At 59.2% G+C, this 23073-nt stretch carries 19 protein-coding genes; 11 read left to right on the top strand and 8 right to left on the bottom strand.

Translation table 11 applies throughout. From position 1 onward, the window contains the following. The first annotated feature begins 105 nt into the window (after positions 1-105). Both AB5Y67_RS03660 and AB5Y67_RS03655 read left to right on the top strand, forming a co-directional pair. On the top strand, positions 106-1053 hold the full coding sequence (locus tag AB5Y67_RS03660) for an IS30-like element ISAs2 family transposase (RefSeq protein ID WP_019706001.1): 948 nt from the start codon (positions 106-108) through the stop codon (positions 1051-1053). 307 nt (positions 1054-1360) lie between these two features. Continuing rightward, positions 1361-1573, top strand: a complete 213-nt coding sequence (locus AB5Y67_RS03655) for a helix-turn-helix transcriptional regulator (protein WP_368207574.1) — start codon at positions 1361-1363, stop codon at positions 1571-1573. Positions 1574-1608: 35 nt separating this feature from the next. On the opposite strand, the gene AB5Y67_RS03650 is transcribed toward AB5Y67_RS03655, so the two are convergent. Continuing rightward, complete coding sequence (locus tag AB5Y67_RS03650; protein WP_139429081.1) at positions 1609-2802, bottom strand: site-specific integrase; 1194 nt, start codon at positions 2800-2802, stop codon at positions 1609-1611. Positions 2803-2990: 188 nt separating this feature from the next. Here AB5Y67_RS03650 and sbcB point away from each other — a divergent pair, with 188 nt between their 5' ends. Both sbcB and AB5Y67_RS03640 read left to right on the top strand, forming a co-directional pair. Further along, positions 2991-4406 (top strand): exodeoxyribonuclease I, encoded by a 1416-nt coding sequence (gene sbcB, locus AB5Y67_RS03645; protein WP_199428142.1) that lies wholly within the window; start codon positions 2991-2993, stop codon positions 4404-4406. A 155-nt stretch (positions 4407-4561) separates the two neighbouring features. After that, the gene (locus AB5Y67_RS03640; RefSeq protein WP_005360277.1) at positions 4562-5062 is read left to right on the top strand and encodes a hypothetical protein; all 501 of its coding nucleotides are present in this window, start codon (positions 4562-4564) and stop codon (positions 5060-5062) included. Positions 5063-5138: 76 nt separating this feature from the next. Here the strand turns inward: AB5Y67_RS03640 and AB5Y67_RS03635 are convergent, their stop codons facing one another. Beyond that, entirely contained in the window at positions 5139-6848 is a 1710-nt protein-coding gene (locus tag AB5Y67_RS03635; RefSeq protein ID WP_199428143.1) for a glycoside hydrolase family 36 protein, read from the bottom strand. A 176-nt stretch (positions 6849-7024) separates the two neighbouring features. On the opposite strand from AB5Y67_RS03635, the gene AB5Y67_RS03630 reads away from it, so the two are divergent. The 3 genes from AB5Y67_RS03630 to cdd all read left to right on the top strand — a co-directional run bounded on the left by AB5Y67_RS03630 (position 7025) and on the right by cdd (position 9146). After that, positions 7025-7381, top strand: a complete 357-nt coding sequence (locus AB5Y67_RS03630; protein WP_005333279.1) for a CidA/LrgA family protein — start codon at positions 7025-7027, stop codon at positions 7379-7381. Next, a complete protein-coding gene (locus tag AB5Y67_RS03625; protein WP_199428144.1) occupies positions 7378-8064 on the top strand; it encodes an LrgB family protein in 687 nt (228 codons plus the stop codon). The genes AB5Y67_RS03630 and AB5Y67_RS03625 overlap by 4 nt, the downstream gene beginning before the upstream one ends. 197 nt (positions 8065-8261) lie before the next feature. Then, entirely contained in the window at positions 8262-9146 is an 885-nt protein-coding gene (gene cdd / locus AB5Y67_RS03620; protein WP_199428145.1) for a cytidine deaminase, read from the top strand. Between the two features lie 134 nt (positions 9147-9280). Here cdd and AB5Y67_RS03615 read toward each other — a convergent pair whose 3' ends face one another. Further along, on the bottom strand, positions 9281-10666 hold the full coding sequence (locus AB5Y67_RS03615) for a tryptophanase (protein ID WP_199428146.1): 1386 nt from the start codon (positions 10664-10666) through the stop codon (positions 9281-9283). 466 nt (positions 10667-11132) lie between these two features. Here AB5Y67_RS03615 and AB5Y67_RS03610 point away from each other — a divergent pair, with 466 nt between their 5' ends. From AB5Y67_RS03610 to asd, 4 genes are all read left to right on the top strand, one after another. Then, complete coding sequence (locus AB5Y67_RS03610; protein WP_199428147.1) at positions 11133-11297, top strand: DUF2256 domain-containing protein; 165 nt, start codon at positions 11133-11135, stop codon at positions 11295-11297. Continuing rightward, positions 11297-12817 carry a cryptochrome/photolyase family protein gene (locus AB5Y67_RS03605; protein WP_199428148.1) on the top strand — a complete coding sequence of 507 codons (1521 nt, stop codon included), beginning with the start codon at positions 11297-11299 and terminating at the stop codon, positions 12815-12817. The genes AB5Y67_RS03610 and AB5Y67_RS03605 overlap by 1 nt, the downstream gene beginning before the upstream one ends. A 154-nt stretch (positions 12818-12971) precedes the next feature. Continuing rightward, positions 12972-14279 (top strand): D-amino acid dehydrogenase, encoded by a 1308-nt coding sequence (locus AB5Y67_RS03600; RefSeq protein ID WP_199428177.1) that lies wholly within the window; start codon positions 12972-12974, stop codon positions 14277-14279. A gap of 352 nt (positions 14280-14631) precedes the next feature. Next, positions 14632-15744, top strand: coding sequence for an aspartate-semialdehyde dehydrogenase (gene asd, locus AB5Y67_RS03595; protein ID WP_005345266.1), 1113 nt, complete (start codon positions 14632-14634; stop codon positions 15742-15744). Positions 15745-15851: 107 nt separating this feature from the next. On the opposite strand, the gene fdhD is transcribed toward asd, so the two are convergent. From fdhD to AB5Y67_RS03570, 5 genes are all read right to left on the bottom strand, one after another. Next, positions 15852-16709, bottom strand: a complete 858-nt coding sequence (gene fdhD, locus AB5Y67_RS03590; protein WP_234915180.1) for a formate dehydrogenase accessory sulfurtransferase FdhD — start codon at positions 16707-16709, stop codon at positions 15852-15854. Further along, a complete protein-coding gene (locus AB5Y67_RS03585) occupies positions 16706-18835 on the bottom strand; it encodes a sigma 54-interacting transcriptional regulator (protein WP_199428149.1) in 2130 nt (709 codons plus the stop codon). The genes fdhD and AB5Y67_RS03585 overlap by 4 nt, the downstream gene beginning before the upstream one ends. A 428-nt stretch (positions 18836-19263) precedes the next feature. Then, on the bottom strand, positions 19264-19506 hold the full coding sequence (locus AB5Y67_RS03580) for a hypothetical protein (RefSeq protein ID WP_235660875.1): 243 nt from the start codon (positions 19504-19506) through the stop codon (positions 19264-19266). A 254-nt stretch (positions 19507-19760) separates the two neighbouring features. Continuing rightward, complete coding sequence (fdhF, locus tag AB5Y67_RS03575) at positions 19761-21905, bottom strand: formate dehydrogenase subunit alpha (RefSeq protein WP_184233535.1); 2145 nt, start codon at positions 21903-21905, stop codon at positions 19761-19763. A 46-nt stretch (positions 21906-21951) separates the two neighbouring features. Further along, a complete protein-coding gene (locus AB5Y67_RS03570) occupies positions 21952-22551 on the bottom strand; it encodes a 4Fe-4S dicluster domain-containing protein (RefSeq protein WP_005333302.1) in 600 nt (199 codons plus the stop codon). Positions 22552-23073: the final 522 nt, after the last annotated feature.

Genomic DNA, 23073 nt, shown 5'->3' with positions numbered 1-23073 from the left:
CGGGAATTCAGATAATAAGTGCGACACTCATGGATGAATGGCGAGAGGTGGCCAACTGCTGATTGGTGGTACCCTTCTGCTCGCCAAAGTAAAAGCAGTATCACCATGAGCTATCAGCAGTTGACCGAGGGGCAACGATACCAGTTATCGGTGCTTCGCGCACAGGGGATGTCCATCCTTGCCACCGCACGCGCCATTGGCGTTCATCGCTCCACCCTCTACCGGGAGCTGCGTCGTAACGCCGGGCCGCAGGGCTACCAGCCAGACAATGCGCATCAGCACGCCACCCACCGACGGGCCAGTGCGGCCAAATCTCGGCTATCTGCCGATGTCATCCAGTTTGTCGAGCTGACACTCGCCTGGTGGTGGAGCCCGGAGCAGATAAGCGCGGTGGGCAAGCAGATAGGCCTCATGGTGAGTCACGAGTGGATATACCGCCATGTGGCCGCCGACAAAGCCCGGGGTGGCCAGTTGTACCGCCATCTGCGCCAGGGCCACAAGCGCTACCGCAAGGGGGCGAGCAGCCTGCGTTCTCCCATCAAGGAAGCCCGCTCTATTGATGAACGGCCGGCTATCGTCGATAGCCGGGAGCGGCTCGGTGATTGGGAGGCGGACACGGTGCTGGGCAAGCAAGGCACAGGTGCACTGGTCACCCTGGTGGAGCGCAAGAGCCGGCTCTATCTGGTCAAGCGGGTCGCGAGCAAACAGGCTGGGGTGGTGCGGGATGCGATAATCGAGATGTTAACTCCCTACATCGAGCAGGTGCATACCATCACCTTTGACAACGGCGGCGAGTTTGCCGAACACAAGGCGATAGAGGAAGCGCTGGGTGCCGAGACTTACTTTGCGCACCCTTACTCTTCGTGGGAGCGCGGTCTGAACGAGAACAGCAATGGGCTGTTGAGGCAGTTTATCCCAAAGGGAACAGACCTGAGAGAGGTCACGGACGAGGATGTCAGGAGAGCGGAGCAGTGGCTCAACCTACGACCTCGGAAATGTCTCGGATTCAGGCAGCCTGTCAAGGTATTCGAAGAGTACCGTCAGGCGGCATAGGCGAGTGTCGCACTTCGAAGTTGAATTCGCGTTCAACTCTACCAATAATGAATAGAGCCACCCGTTGACTTAACAACACGAACACACGCCATACCCAACCATCGAGAGTTAAAAGGAGTCAAAAATGTTATTGAAATTTACATATCATGACCATAAGCCATATTGTTCCATAGCTATTTCCATTGCTTTTATAATACACAAAAACAATTATTGAATTGATTTTCGCAGTATGAAAATGACTACTTGTTTTTCTATATCATAAAAGCAAGCCGTCTAAAAACATGGTAAATTGACACATATACCAATCATGTTTAACCTCCTAAAAAAAATAGGAGGCCATATGAACAACAATGAACCAGCACTAATAAGGACAAAAACACTATTAAAAAAACTTGGCATATCCAGATCGACGCTGTACAGATGGATTAAAGAAGACAAATTCCCACCACCTATCAATAAGGGCTTTTATTCTGTCGCAGCGATAAATAGCTGGATATCAAGGGAAAATCACTCATCTTAGATGATGAATCACACCATCTTATGGTTCAGTTATATTTAAATATCCTGCAAGGATTTTATTGCCTCCATTAATTTTGTATCCCATAACTCATATGCCTCACGTTGCTCATCAATCCAGTCATGCAGATTATAGATGGCCATCACACCGGCCATCCTGTGGCCAAGAATTTTTTCGGTTACCTGTGGTAGAACTCGTTCCTCCGATAAACGCGTACTCAACGTTCGACGCATGTCATGCATACGCCAATACGGCAGATCCAGTTTATCTCGCACACGCTCTGCTAACTGGATCAGGGACGCACTGCTCAACGATCTTTTCGGATTCACTGGCGAGCGACATACTGGCCCTCCCTTTAGCCGATCTCTCGCTGCCGCTTCTTGCAGCAGCATCATAACCCTGCTGGGAATAGGCCGACGTATTGGCGCCCCACATTTGGCGCGAGCAGCGGGAACCGTCCAAATTTGCTCCTCCATATTGAACTCACTCCACTGTGCACCCAATGCCTCGCCGCTGCGACAACCAAGCAAGATCACCAATTTGGCTGCCAATTTTAATCCGCGGCTGGCCCTGCTCTGTTCAAAGGCAATCCAAATTTGAGCGAGTTCTCGCATGGTCAACACACGAGTACCTCTCTCAGGTTGAGAGCCCACATCTTCGGTGCGTAATTGGAGCACCGGGGAGCCACCAATGAGATTACGACGAATACAAAAACTAAGCATGGATTTTAACCTGCGCAGTAAATGCCCAGCGTTTTTCGGCTTTTTCTTGCCAATCTTATCAAACCACTCCAGCCAGCTCGAAAACGGGATCTGTTCAACCGGAATACCAATAAACAGAGGTTCGAAATAGCGCTGCATGGTATGCTCATAGAGCATGACCGTACGGGGCCGCAGCTTGGGCAGATGGTGCTCACGAAAATGCTCGCAGCACTGTTTCAGTGTGACATCATGCTTCTGGTGGAGCTTATCCCAGAAAACTCTGGGATGTTCATTACGCTCAAGTGCACCACGGATTGCAGGGATCAACGCCCTGGCATCAGCGAGTTTAAGGTCGGGATAGCGTCCAATTTTGAGTCTCGCCGCTTTTCCTTGCCAGCGATAGCGATATTGCCACGAGATGGTGCCTCGCTCGGTGACCCGAGCTGACAATCCATCACGGTCTGACAATTCCGTCTTGCCAAAGTAGGGCTTACCATAGAGGGCCCGTAGCTTCGTATCAGTAAGTGGCATATGACTCTCCTGTGACTGGTCATCTGATTTTTCACTGACACATTAACGCGTCCTAACGTGTACACAGATATGTACCAAACTGGTCTGAAACGGACTGAATCAAGGTCGGACAAAGTGAGACAATCTGAGATAACACTCCGTATAACGACTTGTTTTTCAAGCATATAGACACAATTCAGAACCACGAAATGAACCAGCAGACAAATCCTACCTTCTACTTCCACGACTACGAGACCTTCGGCATCAGCCCCGCCAAGGACAGGCCGTCGCAGTTTGCCGGTATTCGTACCGATGCGAATTTCAACATCATTGGCGAGCCGCTGGTCATCTATTGCAAACCACCGGCAGACTACCTGCCGGATCCGGAGGCGTGCCTGATTACCGGTATCACGCCGCAAAAGGCGATGAAGGATGGGCTGTGCGAGGCGGATTTCATTCGCCAGATCCACGAGCAGTTCGCCACGCCGAATACCTGTGTGCTTGGCTACAACAGCATCCGCTTCGATGATGAAGTGACCCGCTACACCCTCTATCGCAACTTCTATGACCCCTATGCCTACAGTTGGCAGAACGGCAACTCCCGATGGGATATTCTCGACATGCTGCGGGCCTGCTATGCCCTGCGCCCGGAGGGGATCGAGTGGGCCTTTGATGATGAAGGCAAACCGAGCTTCCGGCTGGAAAAGCTGACGGTCGCCAACGGCGTGGCCCACGCCAACGCCCACGATGCGCTCTCGGACGTGCTGGCCACCATCGAGATGGCCAAGCTGGTGAAAAAGGGGCAACCCAAGCTGTTTGGTTATCTCTTTGATCTGCGTAACAAAAACAAGGTGAAGGCGCTGATTGACGTGGTGACCATGAAGCCGCTGGTGCACGTCTCCGGCATGTTCTCCCCCTGGCAGGGTTGTGCAAGCTGGGTCTCGCCACTTGCCTGGCACCCCACCAACCAGAACGCGGTGATCATGGTGGATCTGACCCGTGACCCCACCCCGCTCATTGAACTCTCCAGCGAGGAGATCCGCGAGCGCCTCTACACCAAGAAAGAGGAGCTGGGGGATCTGGCAAGCATTCCGGTCAAACTGGTACACATCAACAAGTGCCCGGTGCTGGCACCGGCCGCCACCCTGACCGCGGAGCGCGCCGACGAGCTCGGCATCAATCGGGAGCAGTGCCGCAAGAGCCTGGATCTGCTGCGCACCCACCCCGAAGTGCGGGAAAAACTGGTGGAAGTGTTCAATCAGGAGTTCGCCGGCAGCAATGAGAGCGACCCCGATACCCAGCTCTACGCCGGATTCTTTGGCCATGGCGACAAGTCCACCATGGATCTGGTGCGTGCCACCCCCGCGGATCTGCTGGGTGAGCGGGAGTTCGCCTTTACCGACTCCCGGCTGCCGGAGATGCTGTTCCGCTATCGTGCCCGCAACTGGCCACACACCTTGAGCGAAGCAGAGCAGAAGCGCTGGCGCCTGCACTGCAGCGACTACTTCAGCCGCCGTCTGCCGGACTACGTGCCCCGTCTCGAGGCACTGGCCGAGCAGAACCAGAGTAACGAACGGAACTTTGCGATTCTAAAGAGTCTCTACCACTATCTGGAAGATTTATGAGTTGTGAGTAGTTTCACAATAAATCCTTCCCGCCCATCCCCTTCTTCAGGTCATAATGACGAAGGGGATTTCCCCAAAAACCAATATCTTGCAACATCCTGAGCGGATGTCTCCCAAGCAAGAGATCTCTTTGGCCGAACGGAAGCCATTTGCTGATGCCTCGTCACCACGCACTGCTCGGATTACTGGCCCTGCTGCCGCTGGCAGCCAACGCCGCATACCGGTTCGATGTGCCGGATTATCTTGCTCGCCTGCCCGAGCAGACCTATCGCATCGTAGAACAGAACTTCAACACCCTTTATCAGCAGACTGATTTCACTCCCCTGATCACCAACAGCTACTTCAACGGCTCCCATCTCTACAAGTTTGTCGGGGTACCGCTGGCCATCAGCGCCCAGTCAGGTTTCCAGCTGGAGGTGTTTGGTCAGGTCTATAACCGCGCTTCGCAAGCCTATATGCACCTGAGCGAGGATATGTCCCTCTATCGGGTGATGCGGGTCGATCTGATGGGGAACCCCAATGATCAACTAGCCATCGGTTTTGGTCTGGGGGTGCCCATCACCCCGTTGCTGACCCTCAAGGCGATCGCCTCCGGCAGTGATATCCCGGGCTATGGCTCCGCCAAATACGCTGTCGGTTTTGAGTGGCGTTACTGAAAAACGTGACTGATAACCGCTGATTGAAACAATTCAGGCTCCGTGATGGAGCCTGAATTGTTTGGTGACACAGTGATCAGGTGTAGCGGATCACCCGCCCCTCGCCCCCTTGCAGGGTCACAGCCGTACCGACTGCCTCTCCCTGCCAAAAATCGGTTCCCCCTTCCGGCAGCAGAAACTCCTGTGGTTGCCCCTCCCAGTTGAAGAGGCAGAGCAGAGTGCCGCCCTCGGGCAGGCTTACTTCACCACAGGCAAAGTCCATCGACTCGAAACGGGCAGAGGGTGCACGGGACGCACAAAGCTCAAGTAGCTTGCGCAGTTGCACCGCCTGCTCCTCATCGAGATCTTGCAGTCGATCACCGGCCAGCATCATGCCGCCACTTGCCACCAGCGCTGCCAGATGGAAACTGTATTCAGCCTGGCTTGCCTGCTGGCTCGGTAGATCCCGCAGGCAAATGCAGTCGGGGTCGAGGGCCCAGAGCTTGTCATTTTGCCAGGCGCGGCAGAAGGCCTCGCGGGCGATCTGGCGATAGCGGTGGCCATTGCGCTCCACGTCATCGCTCACCCGCATGCCGTGCACCAGCCCAAGGCTCGGCCAGATGGGGGCATTGCAACCGAGCAGGAAAGCGCCTTCACCTGCACCACGCAGGATGGCCGCCATACCACACCGATAGGCCTCGACCCGGGTGGCGGCCGGATCGTGGAAACGGCCACCGTGGATGGCGCCCCAGAAGTTGGCATCGAGTTTGAAGTAGTGGATGCCCCACTGCTCGCGCAGGGTACGAAACACCTGCTCAAGGTGCGCTTGCACCTCGGGGTGGGTGCCGTCCAGCACATACCAGGGGGTGCAGCGCCAGCCGCCATAGGTGACACGCTCGGAAGGGAGCGGCAGGCCGTCATCCCCCTTCACAAACCAGTCGGGGTGATCCTGAAACACCTGCGAACCGGGCTCTGCGATAAAGGGAGCGACCCAGAGAGCGGGCTCGCAGCCAGCCTGTTTGATCTCGGCAGCCAATGAAGCAACACCTTGCTCGAACTTGGCCGATGGAGTGAGCCAGTCACCCATTTTGGCCTGATAGCCGTCGTCGATCTGCACATAACGCAGGGCCGGGAAGCGCTCGGCACGCACCTGCAGGTTCTCGCGAATATCGGCAGCGCTCACCTCGGCGTAGTAGTGATACCAGGAGCACCAGCCGCTCGGGCGCTCACTCACCTTGCCGATCAGCGAGCCGTGCTCGACCTCGATCAGCCGTGCCAACTCGGCCAGCAGATCTTCGCGCTCCGCCCCTTCGAGGCAGATCAGCGCCTCGCTCTGCCAGTGCTCACCGGCTGCAAGTTTTCGCCCTTCGCAGTTCATCAGGATCTGCAAGCGGCCATCGGGATAGAGACGAAACTCCCCGCCAAAACGGTGGCAGCTGGCAAAGGCGAGCAGCAGCCACCCCTTGCCATGCTCCACCAGCAACAGGTTGTGAATGGTGTGATAGCCATTGTCATCAGTGATGCGATAAACGCTGGCATCGGGGCAACGGCCGACATGTTGCGGTGATTGCCAGCTACCCTTGGTCTGGGCCAGCATCTGGAATCCTTCGCCATAGATGGCGCTCTCCACCGGCAGGCCAAGCTTGCCGTCAAACAGCACCCAGCGGTCAACCGGAGTGGCATCAGAACCGGTGTTGTCGAGTCGCACCCGACACAGGGGCCCTTCCCACTGACGGGTTTGCAGCAGATGGGGTGGCAACGCATTATCATTCGCCAGCTGGCGAACTCGGGACAAGAGGGATGTCATCACTACTCCTTGTAGTTCGAAAAGGGTTCTATCAGACGATGTTCAAAAGATTGTTCAACAGATAATCTGCATACAAATCAGCTTCAAACGAACTGATTTCAGTTGTTATTGTTTTAATGCCGCGACCCGGCCTCTCTGGTAAACTGCGATTTTTCTTCCCAGTCGATGAGGTTCACGTGATCGCGCAACGCGCCTTGCTGTACTTTCGTGACTTTATGGTCATCGTCGCCTGCCTGCTGGCAGGCAAATCCGTGGCAGCCATCCTGCCGTTCGCCTTTCCCGGCAGCATCATCGGTATGCTGCTGCTCTTCGTGCTGCTCTCCCTGCAACTGATCAAGCTGCACTGGGTCGAGCTGGGGGCAGGCTTGCTGCTGCGCCACATGGGCGTGCTGTTCGTGCCGGTTGCGGTCGGGCTGGTGGCCTGGCTTGAGCCCCTGCGCCAATCCTTCGGCGTCATCATGCTCTGCATCGTGCTCGGGATCGTGCTGATCCTCGCCACCGTCGGTCGGCTCTACCAGAGGATGAACAAATGATCTTCTGGCTAGCGATCCCTCTGACCCTGGCGCTCTATTTCGCCACTCGCGCCTTCTATCGCCGCCTGCCCTGGCCCATCATCAATCCGGTGCTGGTGCCGACAGCGGTGATCATCGGCCTGCTGCTCTGGTTCGATCTGCCCCTTGAGCAGTACGAGCGCGGCAGCAGCCCCATCACCATGCTGCTGGAGCCCGCAGTGGTGGCGCTGGCGCTGCCGCTCTATCAGCAGGCGCGCCAGATCCAGGCCAAGCTCAAGCCCATCCTAATCTGTACCCTCGCCTCCGTCTTGATCTCGGTGTGCACAACCCTGCTGATCGGTCATTTTATGGGCACAGATCCGGCGCTGCTCGCCTCCCTTGCCACCAAATCCATCACCACCCCGCTCGCCATGAGCGTCAGCCAGTCCATCGGCGGCATTCCCGCCATCGCGGCCGCCGTGGTGGTGGTGGTGGGGATTGTCGGTGCCCTGATCGGCTACCCGCTGCTCAAACTGCTCAAAGTGACCGATCCGGAAGCCCAAGGGCTCGCCATGGGAGCCTGTGCCCATGCCATCGGCACTGCGACTTCCGCCGAGAAGGGGATCACCCAGGGGGCCTTTGCATCGCTCGCCATGGTGGTATGCGGGATCCTCACCGCTGCCGTCGCCCCGCTGCTGTTTGCCATCTATCACTGGCTGATCTGATCACCCCATTGACCACCTGTTGACCATTCCGAGGGGCCTGCTGGCCTCTCGGGGTGCGACCTGCCGCACAATTTGCACAAGACAAACGTTTCCATTACCATCCCCCTCCGTTTGCCCGTCAGGGCGTGAGCCTGCTCACACATTTACCCGAGCTTGCTCCCTACAATGGCCGCCCAATTGGCCTTTGAGGACACACTATGCATCCCCGTTTTGCCAAGCCATTCGATACCCTCTCTGCCCCGCTCAAAGCAGCCGTGCAGCCCATGCTGGATAGTGCCGACTTCAACGCCCGCTTCACGCCGGAGCAAGTCGCCACCCTGAAAGCCGCCACAGGTCTCGATGATCGCGCTCTGCGTCTCGCCCTGTTGCCGCTGGCTGCCGCCTGTTCTGTGGCACCCATCTCCAAGTTTTATGTCGGTGCCATCGCCTGCGGCCTGAGTGGCACCTGGTACTTCGGTGCCAACATGGAGTTTTCGGGACAAGGCCTGTTCCACTCGGTCCACGCCGAGCAGTCCGCCATATCCAACGCCTGGCTGGGTGGTGAGACCGGGATCTCTGAAATCACCGTCAACTACACCCCTTGCGGCCACTGCCGTCAGTTTATGAACGAGCTGAGTACCGCCAAGACCCTGAAAGTCTCTCTGCCCGATGACCTGAGCGCCCTGCAATCCTTCCTGCCCCACTCGTTTGGCCCGGCGGATCTCGACATCACTGATGCGCTGATGAGCCCGCAGGATCACGCAGAGCTTGAACTGCAAAGCGAAGACCCGCTGTGGCAAGCCGCGCTGGCCGCCGCCCGTCAAAGCTACGCCCCCTATAGCCAGGGCTATGCCGCGGTGGCGCTGCAGTTTGCCGATGGTCGCATCTTCTCGGGCCGCTACGCCGAGAACGCCGCCTTCAACCCCAGCCTGCCGCCGATGCAGATGGCCTGCGCCCATGCGGTGCTTAATGGCGAAGATCTCGCCACCATCCGCCGCGCCGTGCTGCTGGAGAACAAAAACGGCCAGATCAGCCAGCGTGACTCCGCCCAGTCCACTCTCAAGGCGCTGGGCTCCGTCGAGCTGGAGTATCAGGCGGTCTGACCCCGGCTTTGCTTGGATAAACGAAAGCCCCCGCACCAAGGTGCGGGGGCTTTTTTACTGGGCCATTTAACCGGGAGCGACCCTTGATCTCCACGGCTTGGCGCGGTTGATCACCCAGTCTGACCGGTTGCTGATCAGACCGGTTTCAGCCGCGCCGTGAAGTGGCGCAGCAGCGGCGGCTCGTAGTCAAAGGTGAGCCCGCGAATGTCGCGGGCCCGTGCTTTCACCGCGATCAAGCAGTCGGCCACATAGTCCATGTGATCCCGGGTGTAGACCCGGCGCGGAATGGTGAGACGCAACAGTTCAAAATCCGCCGCCTCCTGCTTGCCGGTAGCGGGATCACGCCCCAGCAACAGGGAGCCAATCTCCACCCCGCGCACGCCCCCTTCCAGATAGAGCTCGCAGGCGAGCGCATGGGCCGGAAACTGCTCGGCCGGAATATGGGGCAGCAGCTTCTTGGCATCCACAAAGACCGCATGACCGCCGGTGGGGGTCTGGATCGGGATCCCCGCCTCGGCCAGCCGCCCACCCAGATAAGCCACCTGACTGATGCGATAGGTGAGATACTCCTCATCCATCCCCTCCCGCAGGCCGATGGCAAGCGCCGCCATGTCCCGTCCGGCGAGGCCACCGTAGGTGACAAACCCCTCCATCGCCACACAGCGCACCTGCACCGCGCGGAACAGGTCGAGATCCTCGTTGAAACAGCAGAGTCCGCCGATATTGACCAGCCCATCCTTCTTGGCCGACATGGTGAAGATGTCCCCTAGGGCAAACATCTGGCGCACTATCTCCTTGATGCTGCGCTTGGCATAGGCCGGATCCCGCTCCTTGATAAACCAGGCGTTCTCGGCGAAGCGGGCGGCGTCGATCACCACCGGAATATGGTGACGACGGGCCAGCTCGGAGACCGCCTCCATATTGGCCATGGAGACCGGCTGACCACCGGCGCTGTTGCAGGTCACCGTGATGATGATGCCGGCCACGTTGTCGGCCCCCAGGGTCTCGATGGTGTCGCTCAGGCGAGGGAGATCAAAATCCCCCTTCCAGGCATAAGGGGCCGTGGTGTCGAGGGCTTTCGGGGTGAGCAGGTTGATGGCCCGCGCGCCAGCCAACTCAACGTGAGCCTTGGTGGTATCGAAGTGATAGTTGGAGATAAAGACCGGCGCCTTGCCCTTGCAGCGCTTGACCAGCTCGGGGAAGAGGATCTGCTCGGCCCCGCGCCCCTGGTGGGTGGGCATCACATGCTGGTAACCAAAAATCTCGCGCACCGTGCGCTCCAGCTCGACGAAGTTGCGGCTGCCCGCATAGGCCTCATCCCCCATCATGATGCCGGCCCACTGGCGGTCGGACATGGCACCGGTGCCGCTGTCGGTCAGCAGATCGATATAGACATCCTCGGCCAGCAGCAGGAAGGGGTTCCAGCCAGCGGCCTCGAGGGCGGCACGGCGCTCGGCGCCAGTGGTCTGTTTGATGGGCTCGACCATCTTGATACGAAACGGCTCGGGTATACGACGCATAAAAGACTCCCCACCGGCGCGGGGCCAGTGTGTTTGAAATTGGAATTAGAATTGGCAAAGAGGCCGGGGCGATCAGGGTCGTCCGGCTGACAAATTCAAACGGCGGGTGCCGCCAATCAGCGGTGAGGAAAGTCGAAGGTGAGAATGGGATCCCGGGTATACCAGTGGGCGAGCAGGCAAGCTGCCCGGGGCGTAGCTGTCATGATTGGCATCACTCCCCTCCATATCGGTTGTAGACAGTCGGTGGCCAACAAGATCCATTGATGGATGCTGCCAACGGGCAGCCTCGCCACGTTAACGGCTGGTTAATTGGCAAACAAGGGGCGCACCGACGGGCTGTGCGCCCGCTCACAAAGTGGGCGTCTGCGCGGCAAACCGGCAGTGAGGTTGATCCGCCCGCGCCCCCGCTTCGTTATTCTCCCTACCCACACGCCACATCCCCCATCAGCCAGGGCCGTAAACCATCATGCATCGCAAACCCCATCTGCCCGAGAAGATCTGCCCCGTCTGCCTGCGCCCCTTCAGCTGGCGGCGCAAGTGGGCGCGCAGTTGGGAGGAGGTTCGCTACTGCAGCGAGCGTTGTCGCCACGCTCGTCACAGCAGCCAGCAACCTGTGGGAGAGCGAGTCTGATGGAGCTGCGTCTTGTTCTTGGCGATCAGCTGAACGCCGGTCACAGCTGGTTTCGCACCCCGGATCCGGCAATTTGCTATCTGATGGCGGAGCTACGGCAGGAGACCGATTACTGCCGCCACCATCGTCAGAAGGTGCTGGCCTTCTTTGCCGCCATGCGCGCCTTCGCGGCGGCACTCACCCAAGCGGGCCACCGCGTCTGTTACATGACCCTCGATGAGAGCGCCCGCTGGCCCGATTTGCCCGGCTTGCTGGAGGCTCAACTCGAAGCACATCAGGCCGACAGCTTTGCCTGGCAGAGCCCGGACGAGTGGCGCCTCGCCAACCAGTTGAAAAGCTGGGCGGCGGGCCTTGCCATCCCTGCCACCGAGGTGGAGAGCGAACATTTTCTCACTCCCCGTGATGGCTGGCAGCGCTACCCCCACAGCCGGATGGAGTTCTTCTACCGCGCCCTGCGAAAGCAATACCAAGTGCTGCTTGATGAGCGCGGCCAACCCCTTGGCGGGCGCTGGAATTTTGATGACGAGAACCGCGCCAAGCTGCCGGAGCGTCAGCCGATCCCGGAACCCCTCACCTTTGCCAACGAGGTGAGCGAGATTGATGCCATGCTGACCCGCCACGGGGTCAGCACCATCGGCGAGGCAGATGCCAGCCAACTGCCGTGGCCCATCACAAGGCGCCAGAGTCGCGAGCTGCTCGCCCATTTTCTCACCCACTGCCTGCCCCACTTTGGCCGCTATCAGGATGCCCTGAGCGAGCGGGGCTGGAGTCTGTTTCACAGCCGTCTGTCGTTTTCCCTCAACAGCAAGATGCTTCATCCGCTTGAGGTGATCCGCGTCGCCGAGACCCACTGGCAGGCCAATCAGGCAACTATCACGTTGGCGCAGGTAGAGGGTTTTATCCGCCAGATCCTCGGCTGGCGCGAGTTTGTCCGCGCCCTCTACTGGGAAAAGATGCCCGACTACCAGCAGACCAATTTTCTCGGGGCCGACCGGCCGCTGCCCGGCTTTTTCTGGAGCGGCGAAACCAGGATGGCCTGCGTGCGCCACGCCATTGGCCAGTCTCTTGAGCACGGTTACGCCCACCATATCCAGCGGTTGATGGTGACCGGCAACTTTGCCCTGCTGGCGGGGATCGATCCTGACGAGGTGGATCAGTGGTATCTCGGCATCTATGTGGATGCCATCGAGTGGGTGGAGCTGCCCAACACCCACGGCATGAGCCAGTTTGCCGATGGCGGCCTGATGGGCAGCAAGCCCTACGCCAGCAGCGGCGCCTATCTCGAACGAATGGGCCACTACTGCAAGGGGTGCCACTATCAGGTCAAAGCCCGCCACGGCGACGGAAGTTGCCCCTTCAACAGCCTCTACTGGCACTTTCTCTGGCGCAATCGGGACAAACTGGGCGGCAATCCCCGCCTCGCCCTTCCCTATGCCAACTGGGATGGCCAAGCCGCCGAACAACAGCAGGCCATTCTGGCCACTGCGGAGCACTACCTGATCAAGCTGGAGCAGTTGTAAGCGGGCCATAGCCCCTGACACTGCCTTGAAAACAGCGCAGCGATTTACGCTGGCAATCAGGCTCACCATCGCACCAAACACCAGCTTGTGACTGGCAAGCAGACGGAGATCCCAATCCTGCGTAGAGCGGTTGAATATCCTGTGGCGGCTGATTATGGTGGTGGCCACATCAGAAGATCAGTCAAGGAAAGACGATATGGAGATAGTGGTTCTCGGTGGCGGCGTAATTGGGGTAACCAGCGCCTGGTATCTGGCCAAAGCGGGTCACAAAGTAACCCTGCTGGAGCGACAAGGTGGCGTCGCCCTTGAAACCAGCCATGCCAACGCCGGGCAGATATCCCCGGGTTATGCGGCCCCCTGGGCGGCCCCCGGCATTCCCCTCAAGGCCGCCAAGTGGATGCTGCAAAAGCATGCCCCCTTCACCGTGCGCCCCACCGCCGACCCCTTCCAGCTTCGCTGGATGCTCAGAATGCTCGCCAACTGCACCCCGACCGCCTATGCCACCAACAAGGGGCGCATGGTGCGTCTGGCCGAATACAGCCGCGACTGCATGAAGGCACTGCGCGACGAGCTCAACATCGATTACGAAGGGCGCCAGCTCGGCACCCTGCAGCTGTTTCGCAGCCAGTCCCAGCTCGATGCCAGTCAGCGCGATATCGAGGTGCTGGAGGAGTATGGCGTCCCTTACCAGTCGCTGGATGCCAGCGGCTGCGAGGCGGCAGAGCCTGCGCTGGCGCGGGTGCGCGGCAAAATCGTCGGCGGCTTGCGTCTGCCCGGCGACGAGACCGGCGACTGCTTCCGCTTCACCAAGGCCCTTGCCCTTGAAGCCGAGAAGCTCGGGGTCAGGTTCGTCTTCAACTGCGATATCGACGAGATTGAGCAAGCCCGCGGCCGCGCCGTCGCGGTGCGGGCGGGCGAGCAGCGCTATCGCGCCGATGCCATCGTCTGTGCGCTCGGCAGCTATGCCACCGGTTTTCTGCGGCCGCTGCTGCGCCCCCTCGGGCTGGAGCTGCCGGTCTATCCGGTCAAGGGCTACTCCCTCACCCTGCCGATGATCAACGCCGACGCCGCACCGCGCAGCACAGTGCTGGACGAGACCTACAAGGTGGCCATCACCCGCTTTGACGAGCGGATCCGGGTCGGCGGCATGGCGGAGCTGTCGGGCTACAACCTCGCCTTGAATCCGAGACGCCACGACACTCTGGCAATGGTGGTGGGCGATCTCTTCCCCGCAGGGGGCGATATCAGCCAAGCCGAGTTCTGGACCGGCCTGCGTCCCATGACGCCGGACGGCACCCCGCTGGTGGGGCCGAGCCCCATTCCCGGCCTCTGGCTCAATACCGGCCACGGCACCCTGGGCTGGACCATGGCGGCCGGTTCGGGTCAGCTGTTGTGCGATCTTATCAGCGGCAGCGAACCCGCCATCAGCGATGAGGGGCTCACTCTGGCCCGTTACGGCTAAGCGCCCAAGCTGTCGGGCTGTTTCACTCGCCAACTACGCCCAGCAGAGGACGTTCTCAACCGCTTTATTGACAGGCCACCGCCAAAAACGGTGGCCTTTTCGTCTGATGTTGACCTTCTCCCTCCCCGTCTACCTGAGCGGTGCTCTGGCTGCCGGTTAATGCAGCAAACGGCACAGAATATTGCGCAATTCGACTTGCGCAAGCCGCCACAATCCGTAATGTGGATAGACGCATTTTTCGCAGCGCATATTTTTTAAATGGCCTGTAAACCGCTTGTAAACAGGCGTCGCCAGACAAGGGGTTACGGGTGTCATCGCGAGTTTCTTTAGCAGCAATCCAGGGTAGGACAATATGAAAAAAGTAGGTTTGGTCGGTTGGCGTGGCATGGTGGGATCGGTTCTGATGAGCCGGATGCAGGAAGAGCAGGATTTCGCCCATATTCAACCCACATTCTTCACCACCTCCCAGGCCGGTGAGGCCGCTCCCAACTTCGGCGTCGATGCCGGTACTCTGCAAGACGCCTTCGATATCGAGGCGCTGGCCAAGCAGGATATCATCATCACAGCGCAAGGCGGCGACTACACCAAGGATGTCTATCCGCGCCTGAAAGCCGCTGGCTGGCAGGGTTACTGGATTGACGCCGCCTCCTCCCTGCGGATGGAGAAAGACGCCGTCATCATTCTGGATCCGGTCAACGGCGACGTCATCGAGCAGGCCCTGAACGATGGCATCAAGACCTTCGTCGGCGGCAACTGCACCGTCAGCCTGATGCTGCTGGCCCTCGGCGGCCTGTTCAAGGCCGATCTGGTGGAGTGGGTGAGCGTGGCTACCTATCAGGCTGCCTCCGGTGGCGGTGCCCGTCATATGCGCGAGCTGGTTACCCAGATGGGGATGCTGCGCGATGAAGTAGCGGTCGAGCTGGCAGACCCCGCCTCCGCCATTCTCGACATCGAGCGCAAGATCACCGAGAAGACCCGCTCCGGCACCCTGCCGGTAGACAACTTCGGCGTGCCGCTGGCCGGTGGCCTTATCCCCTGGATAGACACCAAGCTCGACAACGGCCAGAGCCGTGAAGAGTGGAAGGGTCAGGCCGAGACCAACAAGATTTTGGGTATCGAAAACGCCGTTATTCCGGTGGATGGTCTCTGTGTGCGGATCGGCGCCCTGCGCTGCCACAGCCAGGCGTTCACCATAAAGCTGAAAAAGGATGTGCCGCTGGCGGAGATCGAAGCCCTGCTGGCTGCCCACAACGACTGGGTAAAAGTGATCCCCAACGATCGCGATATCACCGCCCGCGAGCTGACTCCGGCTGCCGTCACCGGCACCCTCAGCATTCCGGTGGGTCGTCTGCGCAAGCTCAATATGGGCCCTGAGTATCTGGCCGCCTTTACCGTGGGTGACCAACTGCTGTGGGGCGCCGCCGAGCCGCTGCGCCGCATGCTGCGTATCCTGCTGGCGCGCTAATCCGCAAGCTAGAGGCAGAAACAACAAGGGCGGGGAGTCACACTCCCCGCCCTTTTTCATTGCCAGTTTTTATAAGCCGTTTAGCAGGTTCTCACTCTTGCAGTCACTTAAAGCAGAATGCGCTGACAGCCGCTGTAGATCTCGGCCCGCCCGGGGCGGCAAAAACCCACCAGCGTCAGCCCTGTCTGCTCGGCCCGCTCGACCGCAAGCTCGGTGGCGGCCGAGATGGCGAGCAATATTTCCACTCCGGCGCTGGCGCACTTTTGCACCATCTCGAAGCTGGCGCGGCTGGTCACCAGAATGGCGCCGTCACGGCGACCCGTGCGGCACAGATGACCCACCAGCTTGTCCAGCGCGATATGGCGCCCCACATCCTCGCGGATGGCGAGAATGTTGCCCTCCCCGTCCAGATGCACCGCCGCATGGGTGGCGCCGGTGCGCTGGCCCAGCAGCTGGAGCGGGCGCAGCGCGGTCAATACCTTGTCGATATTGCCCACCGCCAGACGCTGGCTGTCGGGCAACGCTGGCTGGGTGCGGATCACCTGCTCCAGACTCTCGCTGCCGCAGATGCCGCAACCGGTACGGCCCGCCATGGTGCGCCGCTTCTCTTTGAGGCGATGGACGCAGCGATTGGCCAACGTGATATGCAGCTCAATCCCCTGACAGCCGTCAATCTGCTCGATGTCATGGATATCGAGCAGGCTGTCGATGATCCCCTCGGATAGCGAAAAGCCGATGGCAAAATCCTCCAGATCGGAGGCCGAGCACATCATCACGCTGTGAGCGATGCCGTTGTAGACCAGCGCCACCGGCGTCTCGGAGGGGAGCGCCATTTCACTGTCGCATGTCAGTGTATCGGCGCGGTAGTGCACCACCTCGCGGTGGATGGCGCAGCGGGCCAGTTCGTTCTGTTCTCTCTGCTCGCTAAGCTCGTCACGCGCCTCAAGCTCAAGTAGCTCTCTCATGGTGCGACCCCGTCAATGATCTCGGGATCTCTGGCCGAAATGCCGAGCCGCTTCATTTTCGAAAGCAAGGTGGTGCGTTTCATGCCGAGGCGGTTGGCCGCCCCCCGCTCGCCAGCGACGATGCCGTTGCAATCGCGCAGGGCGACGATGATCGCCTCGCGTTCATCGGTCGGCTCCTCGGCAAAGAGCGGCGTGGCGGGCTCGTCATAAACCAGGGTCTCAATCTTGTGATAACCCTTGAGGGGCATCAGCTCATCGGGCGAGAGGTTGAGCACATGGCCGCGGGTCATCACCACGGCGCGCTCGATGACGTTCTCCAGCTCGCGGATATTGCCGTACCAGGGGAGTGACACCAGCATTTTCATGGCATCGGCGGGGATCGAGGTGATGGTGCGGCGCATCCGCTTGGCGATCTTCTTGATAAAGAAATTGACCAAGAGCGGAATGTCCTCGCGCCGCTCGCGCAGCGGCGGCAGCTCGATGGGAAAGACATTGAGGCGGTAGTAGAGATCGCTTCGAAAGCGCTTGTTCTTGACCATGGAGAGCAGATCGCAGTTGGTGGCGGCCACCAGCCGCACATCCACCGCTATTGGGTTGCTGTTGCCCACCCGCTCCAGCTCGTGCTCCTGCAATACCCGCAAGAGTTTGGGCTGCAAGTCCAGCGGCATATCCCCCACTTCATCGAGGAACAGGGTGCCCTTGTGGGCCCGCTCGAAGCGGCCGATGCGCTGGGTCAGGGCACCGGTAAAGGCCCCCTTCTCGTGGCCAAAGAGATCGCTCTCGATAAGGCCGGTGGGGATGGCGGCGCAGTTCACCTTCACCATCTCGTGGTCGTGGCGGGCACTCAGGGCGTGAATGGCCTGGGCGATCAGCTCCTTGCCGGTACCGGTCTCGCCGAGGATCAGCACGGTACTGTCGCTCTCGGCCACCAGCCGCACCTTCTCCAGCACGCTCTCCATCACCGCGCTCTGGTAGATGATGTGGGGGAACTCCCCCTGCATCTGCGGCTCGTTGATGCGAATGGTCTTCTCTTTGGCACCGTTGGTGTTGGAGATCTCCTGCTGGGCCTGCACGTTGTTCATGGCAATGGCCGTGCGCGCCGCTACCTGCTCCAGCAAGGAGATATCGATATCGGCAAAGAAGTCGGCGTTGGGGTGCGAGAGGATCAGCACCCCCAGCAGGTTGCCCCGATAGCGCAGCGGCAAAATGCAGGAGCTGTCAGCCTCGGGGGGCAGGATCTGGGAGGTAAAGCGGCAGCGATTGCTGCAGCCGTGGCTATGTTCGCGATAGACAAAAAACGGCTCGCTATGACCAAGGGCCCCCTGCAGGCACTTCTTTTCAAAACAGGAGTGATCGATGATGCCCGGCTGCTCGCTCTGGTGCTGATTGACCAGATAGCTCTTGAAGCTGTCGGAGGTGGCGTTGTACTCCGCCAGACACAAGCTGCTGATGCCGAAGTGGTGGTGCAGGATGGCAAACAGGCTCTTGGGCAGCTCGGCGATGCGCACCAGTTTGATTACCGCGTTGGTCACATCCACCAGAATTTTGCAGCTGTCGCGCTCAAGACGCAGGGAGTTGGCCTGCTCCAGGGTGCGCTCCTTGTCGAGCACGTTCTCCAGCGCAATGGCGATAATGGCCGCCAGCTGGGTCAGCTTGGCAAGGGTCTCCATGGTGAAGCTGTCGAGCTGGGTGTTGATAAACTCGACCCCGCCCAAGTGGCTGCGGGCGGTGGTAATGGGGAGCTGGCAATAGGAGCGCAGCCCCCCGTAGACCCCTTCACGATCCAGCGCCGGGCAGCGATTCTCAAAGCGGGCGGCAGCGAGAATGATGGCCTGTTCCGGGGTCTCTTTGGTAGGACGGGGGGAGAGGTGCAGCTCTGCCTTGGGGCAGACCAGATGCTTTGGGCCGGAATGTCCCATGAAATAGAAGATGGCCTCCTCGTCCGCACCCATGTTGAGGATCAGGTTGACCCGGGTTACGCCGCCGAAGCTGGCATCTATCTTGTTGAGTTTGTGGATAAAATCATCGAGCGTCACGGCCGACAGGAGGGATTTGGAGAGCAGGAGGAAACCGTCGTCCCAGATGGGAGAGATCTCGTCCAGGGGGATGGCACTCACATTTAGCATTGCGGCCTCACGTTATATCGATTTAGTCACCAGTCAGGCTGTCCATGCCATCGCATCACGACAAGCACCCGTCACCAAAATAAATAGCCGCAGCCCGTAAAAGTGGCTGCCAATAAGAAAAGCGGTGACGAAAATTGTCGCATGTTGCAATTCCAGAGTTGTTATTAACGAACGACAACAAAAAGTAACATCGTTATCGGGGGATATATTGGAATGGCGACTCATCATAGATGAGCTCAAATTTCATTACAATCCGATTTAATATATCTGATGGCCATATTTAACCGGTTATTTCATCAGTTCTTGATCTCAATTAAGGCGCCCGAAAAGTGGGCCGCCGTCAACTGTCAGATCTGCCTCTCCTCTTCGCTGGCTGCTTCACTGGCTGCGGGTTTCAAGATGGTGTTTGCTGCCCATTCATCGGCAGTTTATGAGGTGATGATCCGGCTGTGGCAGCACTTCAGGCCACCGAAGATAAAGAGGGCCGACAAGCTCTGGAAGGCCATCAGCAGCCAGCTGGCGTTGTCGGCAAGCTCGGTGGTGACGCTCTGGTGCGTGAGGTAGACCAGCAGGGTGATCACTCCCAGCAGCAGGCCGTTGATCAAGGTGGTGGAGATAAACCCGATCAGCCAGGCACTGGAAATACTCAAGGCGGAAAATACGCTGCTCATGGCGAGCCGCGCTGCCATAAAACAGCCGAAAAAACCGAAGCCCAGCAGAAATATCATCTCATCGTGCCAAATATAGCAACCTATTCCCAGCAATATCGCCGCCAGATAGGTGCCAATATAGAAAAGTCCGAATAAGCGACCAATTTCATGTTGCATCATTTACTCCCCTTTCTTTGGGTAATAAAAGGGTGCCCGACTCGATAAATCCGAGTCGGGTTCCCTTATTTGTGCAGAACGTCCTTTTTTAGGGCGGGTCAGCCTTTGGCTGCGCTGCGCAATTTCGCCTTGAGCGCGCTGTATTCAGTCTGGACGTACACTTCCGCCTCAGGCTGATTGTCGATGCGCTCGATCTTCACCGCGCAGTACTTGTACTCCGGTGTGTGGGAGACGGGATCGACGTGCTCGATGGTGAGCTCGTTGCAGGCCCCGATCCACCACTGGTAGGTCATGTAGACCACCCCGGCGTTGACCCGGTCGTTGTAGTTGGCCCGGGTAATTACCTTGCCACGGCGCGACGAGATCCAGACCAGCGCCTGATCCTTCACCCCAAGCTTCTTGGCATCGCTCGGGTGGATCTGCACATAGCCCGGCTCATCGGCCAGGGTCTGCAGCGCCGAGCAGTTGCCGGTCATGGAGCGGCAGGAGTAGTGACCTACCTCGCGCACAGTGGAGAGCACCAGCGGGTACTCGGCACAGGGCTGCTCCAGCGGCGGCCGCCACTCGGAGGCGATCAGCTGACCCTTGCCACTCGGGGTGGTGAACACGTTCCCCTCGAACAGGGTGCTGGTGCCCGGGTGATCCTCGGTCGGGCAAGGCCACTGCACGCTCTTGAGATCGGCCATCTTGTCGTAGCTGACCCCGGCGTAGAGCGGGCAGAGCGCACGCATCTCGTCCCAGATCTCTTCGGTGTTGTGGTACTCCATGGGATAACCCATGGCGGTCGCCATCAACGAGAAGATGGCCCAGTCCGGCTTCACGTTCTCGGGGGGCGTCACCGCCTTGTAGAAGCGCTGGAAGCCGCGATCTGCCGAGCTGTAGACCCCTTCGTGCTCGCCCCAACTGGTGGCGGGTAGAATGACGTCGGCCATCTCGGCGGTCTGAGTCATGAAGATATCCTGCACGATCACCAGCTCCATCCCCGCCAGAGTACGGCGGAACTGACCCAAGTCAGCTTCGGTCTGGGCCGGATCTTCACCGAAGATGTAGAAGGCCTTGCACTTGCCCTCCTCCACCTTGTGGCCAAGCTCGGTCAGGCGATAGCCGGGCTTTTGGGAGAGCGACTCCACGCCCCACGCCTTGGCGAACTTGGCGCTGATGGCGGGATCGGCCACCGACTGATAACCCGGGAACTGGTGCGGCAGCATCCCCATGTCGCAGGTGCCCTGCACGTTGTTCTGACCACGTACCGGACCGCAACCGGTGCCGCGGCGACCGAAGTTGCCGGTCAGCAGCGCCAGACCCGCCAGCCCCTTGACCACGTCCACCGCCTGACCGTACTGGGTCACCCCCATGCCCCACAGGATCATGGAAGCAGGCGACTCGGCATAGGTGCGAATGGCAGCGCGGATATCTGCGGCTTTGAGGCCGGTGATCCCCTCCACATATTCCGGGGTGTACTTGGCCACCGTCGCCTTGAAGGTCTCGAACCCTTCGGTGTAGTTGGCGACAAAGGCCTTGTTGTAGAGCCCTTCATTGATCAACACGTTGGCGAAGGCGTTAACCAGCGCCATGTTGGAACCGTTTTTGAGCGGCAACCACTGATCGGCGATACGGGCGGTCTCCACCATGCGGGGATCACACACAATCACCTTGGCCCCGTTTGCCTTCGCCTTGAGGATATGGCGGGCGACGATGGGGTGAGAGTCAGCAGCGTTGTAACCAAACACCAGCAGGCACTTGGTCTCTTGAATTTCGGGAATGGCGTTGCTCATGGCGCCGTTGCCTACAGTTGTCTCCAGACCGGAGACTGAGGGTGCGTGTCACACCCTCGCGCAGTGGTCGACGTTGTTCGTCCCAATCACCGCACGGGCAAATTTCTGCATCACATAGTTGGCTTCATTGCCGGGGCCACGGGCAGAGCCGGTGGTCATGATGGCGTCCGGGCCATATTTCGCCTTGATGGCAGCCAGACGGCTGCTGGCGAACTCGATCGCTTCGTCCCAGGAGACTGCCTCGAACTTGCCACCGCGCTCGCGGCGGATCATCGGGCTCTTGAGACGGGGGGTCAGCAGGTTGGTGTCGTTCAAAAAATCCCAACCGTAATAGCCCTTGAGGCAGAGCTGCCCCTCGTTGGTCCGGCCGTTGGCGCCTTCGGCCCCCACCACCTTGTCGTTTTCAACCAGCAGGTTGATTTTGCAACCGGTGCCGCAATAGGGGCACACGGTAATGACTTTTTTCATGACTCACACTCTTGTTTGTTAACGAAAAACGGCTCGGCAAGCCCGCTCACACCCGCGCCGGCATCGCCAGCAGTGCCTCGGCACTGGCCAGCTGCTTCTGCCGGTTCAGGGTTTCAAGATGCTCCGGCGTGACCAGCCGCAGCGCCTGGGTCGGACACACCTCGACACAGGCCGGGCCCGCCTCGCGGTGACGGCAGAGATCGCACTTGAGCGCCTGCGCCTTGGTCTGCGGACGCTTGAAGAGCGAATCGGCAGCGGGGGCCACCTCTTTGAGCACCACCGCCATGGCGCCGTAAGGACAGGCCACCACGCAGGACTTGCAGCCGATGCAGCGCTCCTGCAACACCTTGACGCAACCATCCTCGCTGACGATGGCATTGTTCGGGCAGGCCATGGCGCAAGGCTTGTCTTCACACTGGCGGCAAAGCACCGGCGTGGTCACCTTGCTGCCCACGATCACCTTCAGGCGCGGCTGAAAATAGCTGTCCCTGGAGACCAGATGTCCATCCTCGATGGCAAGATGCAGGCCGCCCTCCCGCTCAAGGGTCCCGCTGCAAGACCCTGACTGGTGTGAGACGGCGCAGGCCACCTCACAGGTACGACACCCAATACAGAGACTGGGATCTGCAATCACGAAGCTGTTCATAGAGAGGGATCCTAAATGGTTCGTTACACCGGGCCGCCCGCCGACAGGCAAAGAGGCGGCCAGCCCCCCACAAAGCATTTATCAGACCAAAACGGGCCAAGGGTGCAATAAAAATTCACAACCATATGAAAATAAAGGAGTAATCAGAAAGAGATACGTGCTGAGTGCCACTACTGACGAAAGTGACGACGGGCTGGGAAGTGTGATCGACACGACAAAAGTGACGAGCTCGACACCGGCTGACAAAGGCGTATCGCCCTGGCCTTTCAGCTCAATCGCTCAAGCAACAACCAATCAATGACTAATTTATTGATCTTGGACAGATTATGCGCCGATTGCCCTTTTTACCCCCTACCCGATTGGATAGCATGCTTCAGTTGGCAACCAGCTCCGTTGGGAGCGTTTACATGCTGATAAGCGATTCGACGCAGCCATTCAAAAGCAGCAAACTGAGGGGCAGGAATTAGTAGATGAGTCAGTTTAATTCGCTGGAATTTGGTTGCCATAGCTGTGAGGTTGTCT

It is taken from the genome of Aeromonas sp. s12, from assembly GCF_040907925.1.
GTDB lineage: Bacteria > Pseudomonadota > Gammaproteobacteria > Enterobacterales > Aeromonadaceae > Aeromonas > Aeromonas veronii.
This window is presented reverse-complemented; position numbering and strand designations above follow the sequence as displayed.

Coding starts and splice junctions, on each gene's coding strand:
- AB5Y67_RS03585 (WP_199428149.1), bottom strand. CDS start 18,835: ATGCTAAATGTGAGTGCCATCCCCCTGGACGAGATCTCTCCCATCTGG.
- AB5Y67_RS03640 (WP_005360277.1), top strand. CDS start 4,562: ATGCCTCGTCACCACGCACTGCTCGGATTACTGGCCCTGCTGCCGCTG.
- AB5Y67_RS03660 (WP_019706001.1), top strand. CDS start 106: ATGAGCTATCAGCAGTTGACCGAGGGGCAACGATACCAGTTATCGGTG.
- AB5Y67_RS03655 (WP_368207574.1), top strand. CDS start 1,361: ATGTTTAACCTCCTAAAAAAAATAGGAGGCCATATGAACAACAATGAA.
- AB5Y67_RS03605 (WP_199428148.1), top strand. CDS start 11,297: ATGGAGCTGCGTCTTGTTCTTGGCGATCAGCTGAACGCCGGTCACAGC.
- AB5Y67_RS03570 (WP_005333302.1), bottom strand. CDS start 22,551: ATGAACAGCTTCGTGATTGCAGATCCCAGTCTCTGTATTGGGTGTCGT.
- asd (WP_005345266.1), top strand. CDS start 14,632: ATGAAAAAAGTAGGTTTGGTCGGTTGGCGTGGCATGGTGGGATCGGTT.
- AB5Y67_RS03650 (WP_139429081.1), bottom strand. CDS start 2,802: ATGCCACTTACTGATACGAAGCTACGGGCCCTCTATGGTAAGCCCTAC.
- AB5Y67_RS03610 (WP_199428147.1), top strand. CDS start 11,133: ATGCATCGCAAACCCCATCTGCCCGAGAAGATCTGCCCCGTCTGCCTG.
- AB5Y67_RS03625 (WP_199428144.1), top strand. CDS start 7,378: ATGATCTTCTGGCTAGCGATCCCTCTGACCCTGGCGCTCTATTTCGCC.
- AB5Y67_RS03600 (WP_199428177.1), top strand. CDS start 12,972: ATGGTGGTGGCCACATCAGAAGATCAGTCAAGGAAAGACGATATGGAG.
- AB5Y67_RS03635 (WP_199428143.1), bottom strand. CDS start 6,848: ATGACATCCCTCTTGTCCCGAGTTCGCCAGCTGGCGAATGATAATGCG.
- sbcB (WP_199428142.1), top strand. CDS start 2,991: ATGAACCAGCAGACAAATCCTACCTTCTACTTCCACGACTACGAGACC.
- cdd (WP_199428145.1), top strand. CDS start 8,262: ATGCATCCCCGTTTTGCCAAGCCATTCGATACCCTCTCTGCCCCGCTC.
- fdhD (WP_234915180.1), bottom strand. CDS start 16,709: ATGAGAGAGCTACTTGAGCTTGAGGCGCGTGACGAGCTTAGCGAGCAG.
- AB5Y67_RS03580 (WP_235660875.1), bottom strand. CDS start 19,506: ATGAGCAGCGTATTTTCCGCCTTGAGTATTTCCAGTGCCTGGCTGATC.
- AB5Y67_RS03615 (WP_199428146.1), bottom strand. CDS start 10,666: ATGCGTCGTATACCCGAGCCGTTTCGTATCAAGATGGTCGAGCCCATC.